The organism is Rhizobium sp. CAU 1783 (assembly GCF_054551725.1).
In genome coordinates this window covers 141,468-159,599 of sequence record NZ_JBTOLM010000003.1, presented here as the reverse complement: position 1 = coordinate 159,599, position 18,132 = coordinate 141,468, and the positions used below count along the sequence as shown (strand labels likewise).

The 18,132-nt window shown below is 61.5% G+C and carries 19 protein-coding genes; 7 read left to right on the top strand and 12 right to left on the bottom strand.

From position 1 onward, the window contains the following. Positions 1-162: 162 nt before the first annotated feature. The 3 genes from lon to clpP form a co-directional block, all read right to left on the bottom strand. Positions 163-2,580 (bottom strand): endopeptidase La, encoded by a 2,418-nt coding sequence (gene lon, locus ACX93L_RS14480; RefSeq protein ID WP_459405516.1) that lies wholly within the window; start codon positions 2,578-2,580, stop codon positions 163-165. Between the two features lie 387 nt (positions 2,581-2,967). Further along, on the bottom strand, positions 2,968-4,245 hold the full coding sequence (gene clpX, locus ACX93L_RS14475) for an ATP-dependent Clp protease ATP-binding subunit ClpX (protein WP_169588840.1): 1,278 nt from the start codon (positions 4,243-4,245) through the stop codon (positions 2,968-2,970). Positions 4,246-4,541: 296 nt separating this feature from the next. Then, entirely contained in the window at positions 4,542-5,174 is a 633-nt protein-coding gene (gene clpP / locus ACX93L_RS14470; protein WP_169588842.1) for an ATP-dependent Clp endopeptidase proteolytic subunit ClpP, read from the bottom strand. 347 nt (positions 5,175-5,521) lie between these two features. Here clpP and ACX93L_RS14465 point away from each other — a divergent pair, with 347 nt between their 5' ends. Together ACX93L_RS14465 and ACX93L_RS14460 are read left to right on the top strand one after the other, a co-directional pair. Next, on the top strand, positions 5,522-6,784 hold the full coding sequence (locus ACX93L_RS14465; protein ID WP_459405515.1) for a GGDEF domain-containing protein: 1,263 nt from the start codon (positions 5,522-5,524) through the stop codon (positions 6,782-6,784). A 41-nt stretch (positions 6,785-6,825) separates the two neighbouring features. After that, the gene (locus tag ACX93L_RS14460) at positions 6,826-8,070 is read left to right on the top strand and encodes a cytochrome P450 (RefSeq protein WP_459405514.1); all 1,245 of its coding nucleotides are present in this window, start codon (positions 6,826-6,828) and stop codon (positions 8,068-8,070) included. Positions 8,071-8,079: 9 nt separating this feature from the next. Here the strand turns inward: ACX93L_RS14460 and ACX93L_RS14455 are convergent, their stop codons facing one another. The 3 genes from ACX93L_RS14455 to ACX93L_RS14445 form a co-directional block, all read right to left on the bottom strand. After that, on the bottom strand, positions 8,080-9,375 hold the full coding sequence (locus tag ACX93L_RS14455; protein ID WP_459405513.1) for an MFS transporter: 1,296 nt from the start codon (positions 9,373-9,375) through the stop codon (positions 8,080-8,082). A 67-nt stretch (positions 9,376-9,442) separates the two neighbouring features. Continuing rightward, positions 9,443-9,868: a MarR family winged helix-turn-helix transcriptional regulator gene (locus ACX93L_RS14450; protein WP_459405512.1), complete on the bottom strand. Its 426-nt coding sequence runs from the start codon at positions 9,866-9,868 to the stop codon at positions 9,443-9,445. A gap of 29 nt (positions 9,869-9,897) precedes the next feature. Continuing rightward, a complete protein-coding gene (locus tag ACX93L_RS14445) occupies positions 9,898-10,716 on the bottom strand; it encodes an SDR family NAD(P)-dependent oxidoreductase (RefSeq protein WP_459405511.1) in 819 nt (272 codons plus the stop codon). A 157-nt stretch (positions 10,717-10,873) separates the two neighbouring features. Between ACX93L_RS14445 and ACX93L_RS14440 the strand changes: the two genes are divergently transcribed. Then, complete coding sequence (locus ACX93L_RS14440; protein WP_459405510.1) at positions 10,874-11,344, top strand: MarR family winged helix-turn-helix transcriptional regulator; 471 nt, start codon at positions 10,874-10,876, stop codon at positions 11,342-11,344. A gap of 190 nt (positions 11,345-11,534) precedes the next feature. On the opposite strand, the gene ACX93L_RS14435 is transcribed toward ACX93L_RS14440, so the two are convergent. Together ACX93L_RS14435 and ACX93L_RS14430 are read right to left on the bottom strand one after the other, a co-directional pair. Beyond that, entirely contained in the window at positions 11,535-11,879 is a 345-nt protein-coding gene (locus tag ACX93L_RS14435) for a cupin domain-containing protein (RefSeq protein WP_459405509.1), read from the bottom strand. 40 nt (positions 11,880-11,919) lie between these two features. Then, the gene (locus ACX93L_RS14430; RefSeq protein ID WP_459405508.1) at positions 11,920-13,203 is read right to left on the bottom strand and encodes an O-acetylhomoserine aminocarboxypropyltransferase; all 1,284 of its coding nucleotides are present in this window, start codon (positions 13,201-13,203) and stop codon (positions 11,920-11,922) included. 168 nt (positions 13,204-13,371) lie between these two features. On the opposite strand from ACX93L_RS14430, the gene ACX93L_RS14425 reads away from it, so the two are divergent. Then, positions 13,372-13,800 carry a DUF6455 family protein gene (locus ACX93L_RS14425; RefSeq protein ID WP_459405507.1) on the top strand — a complete coding sequence of 143 codons (429 nt, stop codon included), beginning with the start codon at positions 13,372-13,374 and terminating at the stop codon, positions 13,798-13,800. Between the two features lie 5 nt (positions 13,801-13,805). Here the strand turns inward: ACX93L_RS14425 and ACX93L_RS14420 are convergent, their stop codons facing one another. Next, positions 13,806-14,234, bottom strand: a complete 429-nt coding sequence (locus ACX93L_RS14420) for a CoA-binding protein (protein WP_459405825.1) — start codon at positions 14,232-14,234, stop codon at positions 13,806-13,808. A gap of 196 nt (positions 14,235-14,430) precedes the next feature. On the opposite strand from ACX93L_RS14420, the gene ACX93L_RS14415 reads away from it, so the two are divergent. Further along, complete coding sequence (locus ACX93L_RS14415) at positions 14,431-14,760, top strand: hypothetical protein (RefSeq protein ID WP_459405506.1); 330 nt, start codon at positions 14,431-14,433, stop codon at positions 14,758-14,760. Positions 14,761-14,780: 20 nt separating this feature from the next. On the opposite strand, the gene ACX93L_RS14410 is transcribed toward ACX93L_RS14415, so the two are convergent. The 3 genes from ACX93L_RS14410 to ACX93L_RS14400 form a co-directional block, all read right to left on the bottom strand. Further along, complete coding sequence (locus ACX93L_RS14410; RefSeq protein WP_459405505.1) at positions 14,781-15,248, bottom strand: CoA-binding protein; 468 nt, start codon at positions 15,246-15,248, stop codon at positions 14,781-14,783. Positions 15,249-15,390: 142 nt separating this feature from the next. Then, on the bottom strand, positions 15,391-15,822 hold the full coding sequence (locus tag ACX93L_RS14405; RefSeq protein ID WP_459405504.1) for a VOC family protein: 432 nt from the start codon (positions 15,820-15,822) through the stop codon (positions 15,391-15,393). A 206-nt stretch (positions 15,823-16,028) separates the two neighbouring features. Beyond that, positions 16,029-16,859 (bottom strand): enoyl-CoA hydratase, encoded by an 831-nt coding sequence (locus ACX93L_RS14400; protein WP_459405503.1) that lies wholly within the window; start codon positions 16,857-16,859, stop codon positions 16,029-16,031. 88 nt (positions 16,860-16,947) lie between these two features. Between ACX93L_RS14400 and ACX93L_RS14395 the strand changes: the two genes are divergently transcribed. Then, complete coding sequence (locus ACX93L_RS14395; protein ID WP_459405502.1) at positions 16,948-17,373, top strand: PaaI family thioesterase; 426 nt, start codon at positions 16,948-16,950, stop codon at positions 17,371-17,373. Between the two features lie 294 nt (positions 17,374-17,667). After that, the gene (gene rplM / locus ACX93L_RS14390; RefSeq protein WP_459405501.1) at positions 17,668-18,132 is read left to right on the top strand and encodes a 50S ribosomal protein L13; all 465 of its coding nucleotides are present in this window, start codon (positions 17,668-17,670) and stop codon (positions 18,130-18,132) included.

The following is an 18,132-nucleotide window of genomic DNA, read 5'->3' as shown; positions in this document are numbered from 1 at the left end:
GTCGGGCGGAGAATACGTAAGCATCTGCCCTAGGCAACTGAAAAGCACCGCAATCGCCCGGAAAACAAGCCTTTTCCGGCTCTTTGCACAAAAAAGGCTGGCTTTTTTGCCAGCCTTTTTGTCGTCAATGTGCCAATTTGGCAAGAGTGAGGCAAAAAGGCCTCAATGGGCGATCGCCGACCCGGTTTCCTCCGCACCTTCGACGGTGCCGATAGCCGGAGTTTCAACCGTTCCGTCCCATTCAATCGGTTCAGGTACGCGCACGAGAGCGTGGCGGATGACCTCACCCATGCGGGAGACGGGAACGATCTCAAGACTGTTCTTCACGTTGTCCGGAATGTCCGCCAGATCCTTGGCATTCTCTTCCGGGATCAGAACCTTCTTGATGCCGCCGCGAAGAGCCGCGAGCAGCTTCTCCTTGAGACCGCCGATCGGCAAGACGCGGCCACGCAGCGTGATTTCGCCCGTCATTGCCACGTCCTTGTTGACCGGGATGCCGGTCATGATCGAGACGATGGCGGTTGCCATGGCAACGCCGGCCGACGGACCGTCCTTCGGGGTTGCCCCTTCCGGAACGTGCACGTGAATGTCGGACTTGTCGAAGCGCGGCGGCTCGATGCCGAAGTCCACGGCCCGCGAGCGGACATAGGACGCGGCAGCCGAAATCGACTCCTTCATAACATCCTTCAGGTTGCCCGTGACGGTCATCCGGCCCTTGCCCGGCATCATCACGCCTTCGATCGTCAGCAGTTCGCCGCCGACCTCGGTCCAGGCGAGACCCGTGACGATGCCGACCTGGTCCTCGCCCTCGGCTTCGCCGTGACGGTAACGCGGGACGCCGAGATAGTCGTGGATGTTCTCGGCGGTGACCGCGATCGACTTGACCTTGCCCTTGATGATCTCGGTGACGGCCTTGCGGGCGAGCTTCATCAGCTCACGCTCGAAGCTGCGCACACCGGCTTCGCGGGTATACTGCTGGATGATGGCGACGATCGCGCTGTCGGCAACCGAGAACTCCTCGGGCCGCAGGGCGTGTTCCCTGATCGCCTTGGGCAGCAGGTGCCGCTTGGCGATTTCCAGCTTCTCGTCCTCGGTGTAGCCGGCGATCCGGATGATCTCCATGCGGTCCATCAGCGGGCCCGGGATGTTGAGCGTGTTCGCCGTGGTGATGAACATCACGTTCGACAGGTCGTACTCAACTTCCAGGTAGTGGTCCATGAAGGTCGAGTTCTGTTCCGGATCCAGCACCTCGAGAAGCGCCGACGACGGATCGCCGCGATAGTCCTGGCCCAGCTTGTCGATCTCGTCGAGAAGGAAGAGCGGGTTGGACTTCTTCGCTTTCTTCATCGACTGGATGACCTTGCCGGGCATGGAACCGATATAGGTACGGCGGTGACCGCGGATCTCGGCTTCGTCACGCACGCCGCCCAGCGCCATACGGATGTATTCGCGTCCGGTCGCCTTGGCGATCGACTTGGCGAGCGAGGTCTTGCCGACGCCCGGAGGGCCGACGAGGCAAAGGATCGGGCCCTTGAGCTTCGTGGCGCGCGCCTGAACGGCGAGATACTCGACGATGCGCTCCTTGACCTTGTCGAGACCGAAATGATCCTCGTCGAGGATCTTTTCCGCCGCATTGAGGTCGACCTTGACCTTCGACTTCTTGCCCCAGGGCAGGCCAAGCAGCCAGTCGAGGTAGTTGCGGACAACCGTTGCCTCGGCCGACATGGGGCTCATGTGGCGAAGCTTCTTCAGTTCCGCGTCGGCCTTTTCCTTGGCTTCCTTGGACAGCTTGGTCTTGGCGATGCGTTCTTCCAGTTCGGCCATCTCGTCGCGGCCGTCTTCGCCGTCGCCGAGCTCCTTCTGGATCGCCTTCATCTGTTCGTTGAGGTAGTATTCGCGCTGGGTCTTTTCCATCTGGCGCTTGACACGCGAGCGGATGCGCTTTTCCACCTGGAGAACCGAGATTTCCCCCTCCATGAAGCCGAGCGCCTTTTCCAGGCGCGTCTTCACGCTCACCGTCTCCAGCATTTCCTGCTTCTCGGTGATCTTGATGGAGAGGTGCGATGCGACCGTGTCGGCAAGCTTCGAGTAATCCTCGATCTGGCTCGCGGCACCGACGACCTCGGGGGAGATCTTCTTGTTCAGCTTGACATAGTTCTCGAACTCCGAGACCACCGAGCGCGACAGCGCCTCGATCTCGACCGGATCTTCCGCCGGCTCGGCCAGGATCTGGGCGGTGGCTTCGTAGAACTCTTCGCGGCTCGTATAGGCTCCGATCTTCGCACGGGCGCGGCCCTCGATGAGGACTTTCACCGTGCCGTCCGGAAGCTTCAGCAGCTGAAGGACGTTGGCGACGGTGCCGACTTCGTAGATGGCGTCCGGCGACGGATCATCGTCTCCGGCATTGATCTGGGTTGCCAGCATGATCTGCTTGTCGGAACCCATCACCTCTTCGAGAGCGCGTATGGATTTCTCTCGCCCGACGAACAGAGGCACGATCATGTGTGGAAACACCACTATGTCGCGCAGAGGCAATACCGGGTAGATATTCCCTTCATTTGCTGCAGACGTTTTCGACATTTCAGTTCCTTTCCGACGTCCCGGCAGGGACCGGGACCTGGTGCCAGTCCCCTGAGGCAACTGGCACATCTCTTGCTCCTCCAACAAGTGGAGTTGCGCGACAATGAATTCAAGCCTGTCGAAACAGCGGCCGCCGGCAAATATGACAGCCACGCTACAGTCGGCTACTCAAAGCTACACGCGGGCTTGCGCGACGAACCCGATACGAACCTGCCCTGCCCGAGGGCGAACGACAGTCTGCAGCGAAGCACCTATCCCTTTGTAGACTAAGCCGTCCCCCTCGAAAACTGGAGAACGGCAAAATCACTGTTCTTCCCGATCATTTATCCACCCAAGACGAAAAAAGCCCGCCAAAGGCGGGCTTTTCAGATCAATCGATCAACCGGATCAGGCGGAGGCGTTGGCCTTCTCTTCCTGGCGATCGGCATAGATGTAGAGCGGACGCGAAGATTCGCGGGCGACGTCCTCGGAGATGACAACCTCGCGAACGCCTTCGAGCTCCGGCAGTTCGAACATGGTGTCGAGCAGGATCTTCTCCATGATCGAACGCAGGCCGCGGGCGCCGGTCTTGCGGACGATCGCCTTGCGGGCGATCTCGCGAAGCGCGTCCTCGTGGAATGTCAGTTCGACATCCTCCATCTCGAACAGGCGCTGGTACTGCTTGACGAGGGCGTTCTTCGGTTCCGACAGGATCTGGATCAGCGCATCCTCGTCGAGGTCCTCGAGCGTCGCCAGGACGGGCAGACGGCCGATGAATTCCGGAATGAGGCCGAACTTCACCAGATCTTCCGGCTCGAGGTCCCGCAGGACGGCGCCGACGCGGCGGTCATCCGGAGCAGCAACGCTTGCGCCAAAACCGATCGAGGTCTTCTCGCCACGGGCGGAGATGATCTTGTCGAGGCCGGCGAAGGCGCCGCCGCAGATGAACAGGATGTTCGTCGTATCGACCTGCAGGAATTCCTGCTGCGGATGCTTACGGCCACCTTGGGGCGGAACCGAAGCGACGGTACCTTCCATGATCTTGAGCAGAGCCTGCTGGACGCCCTCGCCCGACACGTCGCGGGTGATGGACGGGTTGTCAGACTTGCGGCTGATCTTGTCGACTTCATCGATGTAGACGATGCCGCGCTGGGCGCGCTCGACGTTGTAATCGGCAGCCTGGAGCAGCTTCAGGATGATGTTCTCGACGTCCTCGCCGACATAGCCGGCTTCGGTGAGCGTCGTCGCATCCGCCATGGTGAAGGGCACGTCGATGATGCGTGCGAGCGTCTGGGCCAGGTAGGTCTTGCCGCAGCCGGTGGGGCCGACGAGCAGGATGTTCGACTTAGCAAGCTCGACGTCGCCGCCTTTGGAGGCATGCGACAGGCGCTTATAGTGGTTGTGGACCGCGACCGAGAGGATCTTCTTGGCCTGCTTCTGGCCGATCACGTATTCGTCGAGGATCTTGATGATGTCCTGGGGCGTGGGAACGCCGTCTCGGGACTTCACCATCGAGCTCTTGTTCTCCTCGCGGATGATGTCCATGCACAATTCGACGCATTCATCGCAGATGAACACCGTCGGTCCGGCAATCAGCTTGCGGACCTCGTGCTGGCTCTTGCCGCAGAAGGAACAATAAAGGGTATTCTTCGAGTCACCGCCGTTGCTACCGCTGACCTTGCTCATGTCTTTATCCTTCCAGCACGCCGCACCTCCGACTAACGGAGGACGGTCACTCTCACCGCCCGGCGCCGGCCGCAACGCGCGGCCGGAACCTCACCCGATTTGGAGGTACTTGCCGATCCATTCAATCCAGTTTCAGGATCGGCGGCAACGAAAACCCCTTCAAATCGTCAGGCTACGTCATAAAAGCACAACATAGCCTTAATAGTACTAATAGCGCTTTCCCCACCAGATTAAACCCCTACGATAATCACAAGCGGTTCAGACGTCGGAACCGACTGTGGTCGCAGGGATCAAACTCAGGCCGCAGGCGCGCCTTCCATCTCTACGCGCGAGGTCAGGATCTTGTCGATCAGACCCCAGTCCTTCGCTTCACCGGCTTCCATGAAATGGTCGCGATCGAGGGTCTGTTCCACCTCTTCGAGCGTGCGGCCGGTGTGCTTTACATAAACTTCGTTCAGGCGACGCTTCATCTTGATGATGTCGCGTGCGTGGCGCTCGATGTCCGATGCCTGGCCCTGGAAACCGCCGGACGGCTGGTGAACCATGATGCGGGCGTTCGGGGTGGCAAAGCGCATGCCCTTTTCACCGGCGGCCAGTAGCAGCGAACCCATCGATGCAGCCTGGCCGACGCAGAGCGTCGAAACGGCCGGACGAATGAATTGCATCGTATCATAGATCGCCATGCCGGCGGTGACCACACCACCCGGCGAATTGATGTAGAGGGCAATCTCTTTCTTCGGGTTTTCCGCTTCGAGGAAGAGAAGCTGGGCGCAGACCAGCGAAGCCATGGTGTCTTCGACCGGACCGGTCAGGAAGATGATGCGCTCCTTCAGGAGGCGGGAAAAGATGTCATAGGAGCGCTCGCCGCGGTTCGTCTGCTCCACGACCATCGGCACCAGTGCCATGGCGGTATCAACTGGATTTCTCATGTCCGTCCTTTATCAACCTCATCCCCAAACACTCGATGCGCGGCGGGAATCAAACAAAAACCTGTCAATCCCTACATAGAGTGTCCGCACCCTGACATTCAAGACATGCGGCTCGGTTATCCTTAATGCCCCGGGTACTCAGGAAGACGCATAAACGCTCCCTTCTTTCATCACCATGCCGGCGGACACCGCAGACACAGCTATTGCAAAGCACTTGGTAAACCAATTGCTAATAAATACCCCCAAGCTTGCGCGAGCCTGCGAATGGCCACAATTCGGTAATCTCTCGTTAAAGGGACTGTCGCATCTTGCGACAATTCCAAAGGAACACAGGCAAGGCCTCAATCGTGCTCGACATAAAGACCGCATTGCTCCTGTGGGCGATGGAAGCCGCGACGCTGGCCGTGCTGCTGGCAGCCGTCTGGGTCCACGACCGGACCCAGCGTCATATCGCCCTGTGGGCGCTCGGATTCCTGTGCCAGGGCACGGGAATCGCCCTGGTCGGGTTCCGCGGCGCGATCCCGGACCTCGTATCGATAGAGGTTGCCAACGCGGTTGCCCTGCTCGCCTTCTTCTTCTGGATCGGCGGGCTTCTGCACCTTGCCAGGCAACCGCTTGCCGGCTGGGCGTCGATCCCGATGCTGCTTTGGATCGCCGGCGTGCTGGTACCGGCCATCCGCGACGATATCGCCTACCGGATCGCCCTCTACAATGTTGGCGCCGCCTGCGGCCACATGCTGCTCGCCGTGGTGGCCGCGCAGTTCGAGATCGCCAGGAAACGCTATCGCCGGCTGCTGACCGGAATCTGGACCGTACAGGCGACCACCGACCTGTTCGCCGCAGTGTCGAGCGCCATGGCGCTGCCATCCACGATCCAGGGCGCTCCGTTCGCCACAATGGTGGCGCTCATCAACCTGTTCGGCTTCCTGTCCGCCATCCTGATCGGTGCCAAGATTGTCATGGACCGCTCCGAAGAGCGGCTGCAGCACCTCATCCGAACGGATCCGCTGACGGGCGCCCTCAACCGTCGCGGGCTCACCGAAGCCTTTGAACGGGCTGCCGCCCCCGCACCCGGTGCCGCCCCGGACGTGGCGCTGCTGCTGTTCGACCTCGATCATTTCAAGCGCATCAACGATACGCACGGGCACCAGGCCGGCGACGCGGTCCTCGTGACGTTTGCTGAAATCTGCCGCAAGCTCACGCCGAAGGCCGCCATCTTCGGCCGCACCGGCGGCGAAGAATTTATGCTGGTGGCGCGGATCGCGGACATGCGGGAGGCGGCACTCATGGCCGAAGCCATCCGCATGGCGCTTGCCGCGGCGAAGATCGCTGCCAGCGAGCTCACGATCGACGTCACCGTCAGCATCGGTATCGCCACCGCAGCCGCCAGCGAAGCGGATCTAGACAAGCTGATGAGCGGCGCCGACCGGGCGCTCTACAAGGCGAAGGCGCGCGGGCGCAACCGAAGTGCCGTGCTCGTCGGCGAAAAGGTGCTCACCGTTCCTGCCCAGGGGCCGGAGGGCCTCGACGAGCAGACGGACCGCCAGGTCGCCGCACTTCGCAAACTGGCAACGAAGGCAACACTGCAGACCGGCCTGTCGAAGCCCTGATCGCCCTTTCCGGCGGCCACGGAATTCGATAGAGACAGGCTATGAGCACACTCCCCTTCCTCACCATCGACCGCGCTTCGCGCCGCGTCAGCCTCGACGGCCGCGATCCGTCCTTCTATTCCGACCCGAACAGGGTCTATGCCGCGCTGCATGCCGAGTGCCCCACCTTCTACTGGGAGCAGCAGAAGCAGTGGTTCTTCACCGGCTACGACCACGTCAACGGCCTGCTGCGCGACCGGCGCTTCGGCCGCCAGATCCTGCATATCGCAACGCGCGAAGAACTCGGCATGCCGGAGCCGGCCGCCCATACCCGCCATTTCGATGCCGCGGAGGCCAACTCGCTGCTTGAGCTGGAACCGCCGGAGCATACCCGCCTCCGGACGCTGGTGAACCGCGCCTTCGTGTCGCGACACGTCGAGAAGATGAAGCCGGAGATCGAGGAGCTGGCGAACCGGCTGATCGACGGCTTCGAGAAGGACGGCCGCACCGAATTGCTGTCCACCTTCGCCGACATAATCCCCGTCACGATGATTGCCCGGATGATCGGTATTCCGGAAGAAATGGGTCCGCAGCTGCTCAAATGGTCCCACGACTATGTCGGGATGTACATGTTCAAGCGCAGCCGGGCCGACGAGGACGCCGCCGACCGCTCGGCCAGAGAATTCGCGGACTATGTTCGGGGCATGATCGCCGAGCGGCGCGCCAATCCGCGTGACGATCTGCTGACGCACATGATCCACACCGAGCACAAGGGACAGTTCCTGACCGAGGACGAGCTGATCTCGACCACGATCGTGCTGCTCAATGCCGGTCATGAGGCAACCGTGCACCAGATCGGTAACTCCGTCCGGATCATCCTGGAGAGCGGACTTTCGACATCCGAGATGTTCCGCGACGAGGCGGCAACGGAGCGAACGGTCGAAGAAACGCTGCGCATCTGCGCCCCGGTCCATATCTTCCAGCGCTATTGCCTGGAGCCTGCGGAAATCGACGGGGTCCGCTTCGAGCGCGGCGACAAGGTCAGCATGATTCTTGCGGCTGCCAATCTCGACCCGGCCAAGTTCCAGGATCCCCTCACCTTCCGACCGGAGCGCAACGAAGCGCCCAACCTCTCCTTCGGCGCCGGGATCCACTTCTGCATCGGCGCACCGCTGGCGAGGCTGGAACTCAACATCGTGCTGCCGCTCTTGTTCAGGCGACTGCCCGGCTTGAGGATCGCTGCGCAGCCCAAGGTCAAGGACGTCTATCATTTCCACGGGCTTGAGCGGCTCGACCTTACCTGGTGACGGGACGGATCAGGCGGGCTGCGCCGCAGGCGTGCCCCCTGCCCCACGACGAACCAGGAGTACCGAGCCGGCGGCCAGCAGGCACATAAAACCAGCAATATAGACGGCCGGCAGGAAGGTCTCGAAGTCGGTGCGGATGAATCCCGCCCCGAAGGTTGCCGTCGCGGCTCCCAGCTGGTGGGCCGCGAACACCCAGCCAAAGACGATGTTGGCCCTGTCGCGCCCAAAATTGTCGACCGTCAGCCTGACCGTTGGCGGGACCGTCGCGACCCAGTCCAGACCATAGAAGACGGCGAACACGGACAAGGTGACGTAGTCGAAACCGGACACTGAGAGGAAGATCAGCGACAGCCCGCGCAGGCCGTAGAACCAGAACAGGAGCCAACGGTTGTCATAGCGGTCTGAGAGCCAGCCGGCGCCGAGGGTGCCGATGAAGTCGAAGATGCCGATCATGGCCAGCATTCCGGCAGCGGCCACGGGCACGATGCCGAAATCGCCGCAGAGCGAGATCCAGTGGGTCTGGATTAGCCCGTTGGTGCTCAGGCCGCAGACGAAGAAGGTGAAGAACAGAATCCAGAAGACCGGCTTGCCGACCGCGTCCTTCAAGACCAACAGCGGTGCCGCCAGCATGGCGGCAAAGCCGGTCGTGCGCTGCGGGGCGGGCTGGATCTCCCTGCCGCCATAGGGGGCAAGCCCGAGATCGGCCGGGTAGTTGCGCATGAAGAGCAGCATGCCGACAAGGGCAAACGCCAGCACGCCGACCGTCACCGACAAGGCGAAACGCCAGCCGAAGTGCTCGGTCAGGCTGGCCAGCAGCGGCAGGAAGATCAACTGGCCGGTAGCATTGCTGACCGTCATCAGGCCGACGACCAAGCCGCGGCGGGCGACGAACCAGCGCGTGGCGACGGTCGCCCCGAGCACGAGAGCAGTCATTCCGGTACCGATGCCGACCACGATCCCCCAAAGGGCGATAAGGTGCCAGAGCTCGGTCATGAAGAAGGAGAGGAATATGCCACCGCTGATCAGGCCGACGGCGACAGCCACGACGCTGCGGATACCGAAATAGTTCAGGAGTGCAGCGGCAAACGGCCCCAGAAGGCCGAACAATGCGAGCCGGATCGCCATCGCGGTCGAGATTTCCTCGGTCGTCCAGCCAAACTCCTTTCCGAGCGGGCCGATCAGGACGCCCGCGGAGCCCATGGCCCCGGCCGTCGCCAGCATCGTCAGGAAGGTCACCGCCACCACCACCCAACCATAGTGGACACCCCGTGCGGCGAGAAATACCGCCAGTCTTGTCGAGATCATGAGCAAGTGCCTTCTAACTTGCGGGTAGATACCCGCTTCAAATCAAAAAGAGAGACGAACTGAATCGTTAAAGCGTCTCGAGGCTTTCCAACAGTTGGTCAAGCACCACGGGATCGAACCTCTGTTCGAAGCGGGCCTGAACCGCATCCCAGGCAGGCGTTGCCTCGGCAAGCACCGAAAGCGCGGCAGGGGTCAGACTGAAAGCACTTTCACGTCGGTCATCGGTCTCGACCGTTTCAACGTAACCCATCCGCTCCAGCACACGTGTGTTGCGCCCCACCGTCGACCGATCAAGGTCGAGCGCGATGGCCAGATCGCTCAACGAAACCGGCTGCATGGCGCGAATTCGGCGCAACTCGCTGAACTGGTTGACCGAAATGCCGAAAGGCTCGAGGGCGGCATCGTAGATCGCCGTCACCTTCCGGGATGCCTTTCTGAGCGCGAGACAGTGGCAGACATGTTTCTTCATGGTGCGGGTATATACCCGCACCATGAAGAAAGCAACACCGGGAGGCACCAGCGTCAGGCGTCGACTTTCGCTTTCGAGGCCGAGGCATAACGCGACGCAGGACGGCTGAGAGTCAGATAAGGCCCCATGGCGTTGCGGGCGGACACGTAGGCTTCGTAGAGGCCATGATCCTCGAGCGACGGGATCGTGACAAGCTCGCCGCGATCGAAGCCGGCAAGTGCCGCATCGACGAGATCACCAACCTCCATGACCTTGGCCGGATCGATGTGATCGAAGGAACTGCCGACCCGATCGAAGATTTCCGTGCGGGTCAATCCGGGGAGGACGGCCTGCAGGCGGACACCCGTGCCCTGCAGTTCCTGTGCGAGCGACTCGGTAAGCGCCAGGACGAAGGCCTTGCTGGCGGTGTAGGTGCCGTTGAAGAACTGCGGCGCAAGTGCCACGACCGATGCCGTATTGATGATCGCCCCCGTGCCACGTGCAATGAACGCCTGGGCGGCAATCGTCGCGAGCCTGTTCGCGGCCAGCACATTCAATTCGACCATGCGATCGAGATAGTCGAGGTCATTCTCGTGTTTGAGCGGTCCCTTCGGCCCGATGCCGGCATTATTGACGAGAAGAGAAATCGCCGGGTCAGCGCGAAGGCGTTCGGCGACCTTCAACACCTCGGGACGCTGCGTAAGATCGGCCGCCAGGACGTCAGCCTTTACACCATAGGCTTCACTCAGGCGGGCAGCGAGAAGGGCCAGCCTGTCCGTGTCGCGGGCGACCAGAACAAGGTCATGACCCCGGCGGGCGAGTCGGTCGGCATAGGTGGCGCCGATGCCGGACGAGGCACCGGTGACAAGGGCAGTTCCAAGGGTGGTGGACATAGGCTTTTTCCTTAGGTTGGCATTTACTGGCATATGCCACTATATTTGTGCCATGCCTTTCGGCTTGCAAGCCCCCCTGCCGATTTTTTTCACGCAGAGCCGCAGATTTGGGCTAGTTGAGACGAGTTGGGATGGCGTTGCGATCGAAGAGGACACCATGAGCAACATTGAGGATGACGGCATCTGGCAGCATTGCAGCAGCAGCGCGGTGCGACGCGCGGCGCGGCAACTCGGACAGCTCTACGATGAAGTGCTGGGCGATAGCGGGCTGCGCGGCACCCAGTTCTCCCTGCTGTCCCAGATCGGCCACGCGGGCGACCCGACGCAGAAGGTTCTCGCCGACGCGATGGTGATGGATCTCTCGGCACTCGGCCACACCCTGAAGCCGCTTGTTCGCGACGGACTGGTCGAGCTGGTGCCGGACGAAAAGGACCGCCGGGCAAAAAGGGTACGCCTCACCGCCGCGGGCAAGGCGCGGCAGCGGGAGATGACGGAACGCTGGAAAATTGCCCAGGCACGATTCGACGCCGCCTTCGGCAAGGAGCGCTCAGAGGAGTTGCGGCGCACCCTCTCCTTCATCGCCTCGAAGGACTTTGCCGAGGCATTTCTCCTCGGCAACAAGGATTGACGGATCTCAAGGCACGGCAGAGACAGCCCGTACCTACATCCACGGCTTCGGATCGGCTTCGCTTTCACAGCCCATGGGAGGAAACGTGTTGCCGAAAGTCTGGTAGAGCCTGTCGCTCCGCATTTGCGCAGGGGCTCGGGCATGGAGCCAGACGGCGCGCGCGGAAGATGCGCGCGCCGGAATGCTGGTGTCAGAGCCGGATGACGTAATCCTTGCGAGTCGTTTCAACGACTTCCCAGGTTCCCTTGAAGCCGGGTCTGAGGACCAGACGATCGCCGGCCCGAAGATGGATAGGCTCGCCGCCATCCTCGGTAACGATCGAATGGCCCTCGAGCATGTGGAAATATTCCCACTCGTCGTAGGATATCCGCCACTTGCCGGGCGTCGACTGCCAGATGCCGGCATAGACACCACCCGGCGCCTCCTCGAAGTTCCAGGTGGTGAAACGCGGACTGCCGGAAATCAGGCGGTCCGCAACCGGCTCCCCCTCCTCCGGCAGAACCGTGGAGGGGTCGAATTTCAGAACATTGGACATTTGACCCCCTCGCCGCGGTTCTGGCCGCGGCTTCTCCATGTCAGACCTTCGACAGCGATTGCTCGAGGTCGCCGATGATGTCGTCTGCGTCCTCAATCCCGACCGACAGACGGACGACATCCGGACCGGCACCGGCCGCAATCTGCTGCGCCTCGGTGAGCTGGGCATGCGTCGTCGAGGCCGGATGGATGACGAGCGAACGTGTGTCACCGATATTGGCGAGATGCGAGAAGAGCTGAAGACCCTCCACCAGCGCCTTGCCGGCCGCATACCCCCCCTTCACGCCGAAGGTGAAGACGGCGCCCGCGCCCTTCGGAGAATAGCGCTTCTGCAGGGCATGGTTCGGGTCGCTGTCGAGGCCCGCATAATTGACCCAGGCGACTTTCGGATGCTGTTTCAACCAGGTGGCCACCTTGAGCGCGTTGTCGCAATGGCGCTGCATGCGAAGCGGCAGCGTCTCGATGCCGGTGAGGATCAGGAAGGCGTTCATCGGGGCGATTGCCGGACCGAGGTCGCGCAGGCCCAGCACGCGGCAGGCGATCGCGAAGGCGAAGTTGCCGAAAGCCTGATGCAGCACCACGCCGGAATATTCCGGCCGGGGTTCGGAGAGCATCGGGAACTTGCCGGATGCCGACCAGTCGAAGGTACCGCCGTCAACGATCACCCCGCCCATCGAATTGCCGTGGCCGCCGAGGAATTTCGTCGCGGAATGCACGACGATGTCCGCACCGTGTTCGAGCGGCCGCAGCAGGTAGGGGCTGGCCATCGTGTTGTCGACGATCAGCGGCAGGCCATGCGCCTTCGCCACCTCGGCAATCGCCGCGATGTCGACGAAGGTTCCGCCCGGATTAGCAAGGCTTTCGATGTAGATCGCCCTCGTCCGCTCGTCGATCTGCGAGGCGAAGCTCGCCGTGTCGGCTGGATCGGCCCAGCGCACCTGCCAGCCGAAGTTCTTGAAGGCGTGACCGAACTGATTGATGGAGCCGCCGTAGAGCTTCTTGGCGGCGACGAAATTGTCGCCGGGCTGCATCAACGTGTGGAAGATCAGCATCTGCGCGGCATGGCCGGATGCGACCGCAAGCGCCGCCGTGCCGCCCTCAAGGGCCGCAACGCGCTCCTCAAGCACGGCTTGAGTCGGGTTCATGATGCGGGTGTAGATGTTTCCGAATTGCTTCAGACCGAACAGGGCCGCCGCATGGTCGGCATCGTTGAAGACATAGGCCGTGGTCTGGTAGATCGGCGTCACGCGCGCGCCGGTCGCGGGATCGGGCTGGGCTCCGGCATGAACTGCCAGCGTTGCGAAACCCGGGTTATTCTTGGACATTTCTCGCCTCCACTTGTTTTTTGTCGGCGCGATCATAGCGACTGCCGGGCCATTGTCAGCCCGGAAATTTTCGCCTGCGGCGACACGTCGTCGTGAGATTTGTTGATCGAAATCAATGCAACCGGCGCGCCTCGTCCGCATCCTCACGTTACAAACCGGAGGCTGTCCATGAACACTGTCGTCAACGATCCGACTCGCACCGTTCTGTCGCGCGTCATCGGCTGGTTCGCCAAGGGATGGGAAAACAGCGCGGAGGCGGACATGATCGCCTCGCTGGACGATTTTACCATCCAGAGCATCGCCCATGACTGCGGCATCTCACCCGACCAGCTGATAGAACTGGCGAAGGCCGGCCCACACGCCGCTGACGAGATGCTTGAGATGATGCGGGCGCTCAACATTGACCCCGCGGAAGTCGAAATGCGACTGCGCGCCCAGTTCCGCGACATGCAGATCAACTGTGCGCATTGCGCTTCGAAGGGCGAATGCAGGCGGGATCTTGCCAACGGCAACGCGGCGGCGAACTTCGCGCAATACTGCGCGAATTCTCAGGACCTCAACGCATTGCGGGCAAGCCCGGACTTCCTGGCCGGCTGAATAGGCTAAAGGCCGAGGCGCGGCATTTCGATCGCCGGGCAGCGGTCCATGACGACGGCGATACCCGCGGCCTCGGCCTCGCGCGCGGCTTCATCGTCACGCACGGAGAGCTGCCCCCAGATCACCTTCGGCCGCGGCGAAAGCGCCACCGTTTCCGCGACCACCGCCTTGAGAAATTCGGAGGCACGGAACACGTCGACCATGTCGACCGGCTCCGGGACCTCGGCGAGCGTTCCGTAGGTCTTCTGGCCGAGGATCTCCTTACCCGCCTGCCCGGGATTGACTGGGATGACGTGAAACCCCTTCGACAGCAGGAACCGCATGACACCGAAACTCGGGCGTGCGGGATTGGGCGAGGCCCCGACAAGCGCAATCGTCCGCACCTTGCCGAGAAGGCTGGCGATATAGGCATCATCGTAGCGGTCGTGGTCGATGGTCATTATGTCCTCGTTCGCGTGCGATACGGAAAGCGGAATGCTTCACCCACGCCTTTATGTGGTGTGAAAGGGCAGCCCCGCAAGCGCGAGCATCGTCTTGAACGGTGTACCAGGCTTAGCAGCGACGCAACGATGCCCTATCTTGTATGGAAGACAGAGACAGATCCGATATGTTTCGAAACAGGAGGACCCCATGAAGACGCTTGCACTGATCGCCGTTTCACTGCTGGTCGCCTCCCCGGCCCTGGCAATCTCGCGCTACAACTCGCCCTCGATGACCTGCGAGGCGGCTCGCGCCGCAGTACTCAGCCAGCGCGCGGTAATCTTGCGCTACCCGTCGAAACGGGTTTCCGGCATGACGCTCTATGATCGCTATGTGCGCGACAACAACCAGTGCGACCCGCACCAGTATGCCGGGCGCGCGTATGTTCCGACGCGCGACAACCCGCGCTGCCCTGTCCTGAGCTGCCAGCCGCTGCCGGATGGCAGGTTCCTGATCCGCCGCCCGTGGATCCGTTTCTGAATCCGCGAAATGCCTGAGTGTCAGGCGGCGCTGAGAGGCCCCGGGGTTCGCCGGTGGGCCATCTCGTAGACGAGCGGGTATTCGGTCACGAGAGAACGATCCATCACCACCTTGATACCGGCGGCTTCGGCACGAGCCGCGGCGACTTCATCCCGGACACCGAGCTGCCCCCAGATTGCCTGCGGCAAATCAGGCAGCCTCAGGACTTCTTCCACGACGCCTGCGAAGCAATCGGAACGACGAAAGACATCGACCAGGTCGATGGGCTCCGGAATGTCGGCAAGACGGGCGTAAACGGTCTGCCCGAGAATATTCTCGCCCGCATGCTCGGGATTGACGGGAAACACGCGATATCCCTTTCCAAGCAGAAAGCCGGTGACCCAATGGCTCGGACGGTTGTCCCGCGTCGATGCTCCGACGACGGCTATGTTGTGCGCAGACGCAAGGATGCCAGCGAGATAGGCATCGGTATAGGAAACATGCTGCATGGACTCCTCCTCCCGGCTTGGCCGGATCTGGCAGAAATCCCGTCCTTTCACTGTCCCGAACCCAGAATATGAGCAGCATCTTAATTGAAGATGAGAGAGACTGTGAAAATGCTATCCTTCCAGCTTCTCCTTCGGGGAACGGTCAGTCCGGGAGGACGACATGCCCATGCTCATCGAGCGGGAAGAATGGATTGTGGGCAACCTCCCAGAGATGGCCATCCGGATCGGCAAAATAGCCGGAATAGCCACCCCAGAAGACCTTTTCCGGTGCCTTGACCAGCGTCGCACCGCAGGAGACGGCGAATTTCACCACCGCATCCACCCCGGTCGGGCTCGACACGTTGTGAGCCAGCGTCACGCCGGAGAAGCCGGGCTTGCCGGCATCGACGCCTGCGTCCTCCGCGAGGGCCTGACGACCAAAAAGCGCAAGCACAGTTCCCTTGAGCTGAATAAAGGTGACAGCGTCCTGCGACGCTGTCGACCTCTTCCAACCCAGCCGCTCGTAAAAGGCGGTGCTGACGGCCACATCGGCAACGCCGAGCGTGATCAGGGAAATGCGTCGATCAAGCGACATGCTGTCAATCCTCGTAACTGACCCTATAGGCGAACGGCACAAGACACGCTTCGTTCTCTTTAAATTCCATTTTTGTTCATGTCAATATTAGTATCGCCTCATGGTTGCGATCGGTGGCGCCACAATCATTGTTATAGACAACAGATAGCGCACCACCGAACTTTGCGTCCGGCGTTTCGACCCCAAAAGCGGGCCTCCCCGCTCGTTCACTCGCCCGTCCAATCGGGATGGCGCTTGCCGAGAAAGGCCCCGATGCCTTCGGCGGCATCCTTTGCCAGCATGTTCTCGACCATCACCTGAGCGGTATAGTCATAGGCGGCTTCCAGCGGCATCTCCAACTGGCGATAGAATGCCTCCTTGCCGATCTTCAGCGTCAGCGGCGACTTGGACGCGATGACGGAGGCATATTTGTCGACCACCTGAGTGAGATACTGCTTCGGCACGATGCGGTTGACGAGGCCGAAGTCCTTCGCGGTCGAGGCGTCGATCGTCTCTCCCGTCAGAAGCATTTCCATCGCCTGCTTGCGATGGGCGGCACGGCTGACCGCCACCATCGGCGTCGAGCAGAAAAGGCCGATGTTCACGCCGGGCGTACAGAAGGTCGCAGTGTCGGTGCAGATCGCCAGATCACACGACGCAACCAGTTGGCATCCGGCGGCGGTCGCCAGCCCGTCGATCTCTGCGATCACCGGTTTCGGCAGATGGGTGATCATGAGCATCAGATCGGCGCAAAGCCGCATGGTTTTTTCGAAGAAGGCGCGGCCTCGATCGGCGTCCACGCGGTGAGCGGTGATTTCCTTCAGGTCGTGGCCGGCAGAAAACAGCTGTCCGGATGCGGCCATCACCACGACACGAACGCCTGGGTCCTCCCCGGCTTGCGAAAGCGCGGCATGAAGCGCCTCCATCATGGCGATCGAAAGCACATTGGCAGGGGGATTGTTGAGCGTCAGGCGCAGGACGCCTCCCGCGCGTGAAGAGAGAACGAGGCCGGTTGCCGGTCCCTCGCCATCCCTTTTGAAAGACACAACTTCCGCCATCACGGCCTCCCTTTCCATTTGCACTCGGGTCAAAGCCTGCCATAAAAACGGCAGCGATTGAAAGACCCCGCACATAGAGACCGCCCGCATGCAGCCGATCATGACCGCCGACGAGATCAATGCCTTTCTCGAGACGGATTTTCCTCAGATTCATACCGACGGCCGCGTCTTTCATGTGACCGAAGTGGCCGCCGGCCGCGTGACCATGACCTTCGACCCGTCGGAACGGCACCTGCGGCCCGGCGGCACGGTGTCGGGGCCGGCGATGTTCGCGCTTGCGGATGTCGCTGCCTATGCGGCGGTTCTCGCCCATATCGGTCCCGTCGCGCTCGCGGTCACGACGAACCTCAACATCAATTTCCTGCGCCTGCCCAAGCCGCAGCTCATCCGCTGTGAATGCCGCATCCTGAAGCTCGGCAAGCGGCTCGCGGTGATCGACGCACTTCTCCTCCAGGCGGGAAGCGAGGAGCCCATTGCCCAGGCGACGGCCACCTATTCGATCCCGCCGCGTTGAGACGCCCCGAAACGGCTTTCAGAATGGAAAACAACGGCCCGGAACCGGCGCGTGGTGCATAGGGACTTGCGGTAAAATAATACCACACTCACAAAGCGTTGTTTTTGAACAATATTTTCCGATGACAGCAAAATCCGCCTCTCTTGACCCCACAAGACGGCCAGCTTATACAACGCCGAGTTTGCGGCCCTTCGGGACCGCTTTCTATTTTGTGCGCTCAGAAGCACGAAACAAAGCAACAAGAAACGCCCGTCGCGCTTCGGCAAGCCGGGTCCAAAACGGAAAGTGTCACCCATGTCTACCTTCGTTCAGAAGCCTGCAGAGGTGGAGAAGAAGTGGATCATCATCGATGCCGAAGGGCTCGTTGTCGGTCGCCTCGCCTCCCTCATCGCCATGCGCCTGCGTGGCAAGCACAAGGCCACCTACACCCCCCACGTTGACGACGGCGACAACGTCATCGTCATCAATGCCGAGAAGGTCGTTCTGACCGGCAAGAAGTACTCCGACAAGAAGTACTACTGGCACACCGGCTATCCGGGCGGCATCAAGGAGCGCACCGCACGCGCCATCATCGAAGGCCGCTTCCCGGAGCGTGTTCTCGAGAAGGCCGTCGAGCGCATGATCCCGCGCGGTCCGCTCGGCCGTCGCCAGATGAAGAACCTGCGCGTATACGCCGGCTCGAACCATCCCCATGAAGCACAGCAGCCGGTCGCTCTCGACGTGGCAAAGCTGAACAGCAAGAACGTAAGGAGCGCCTGA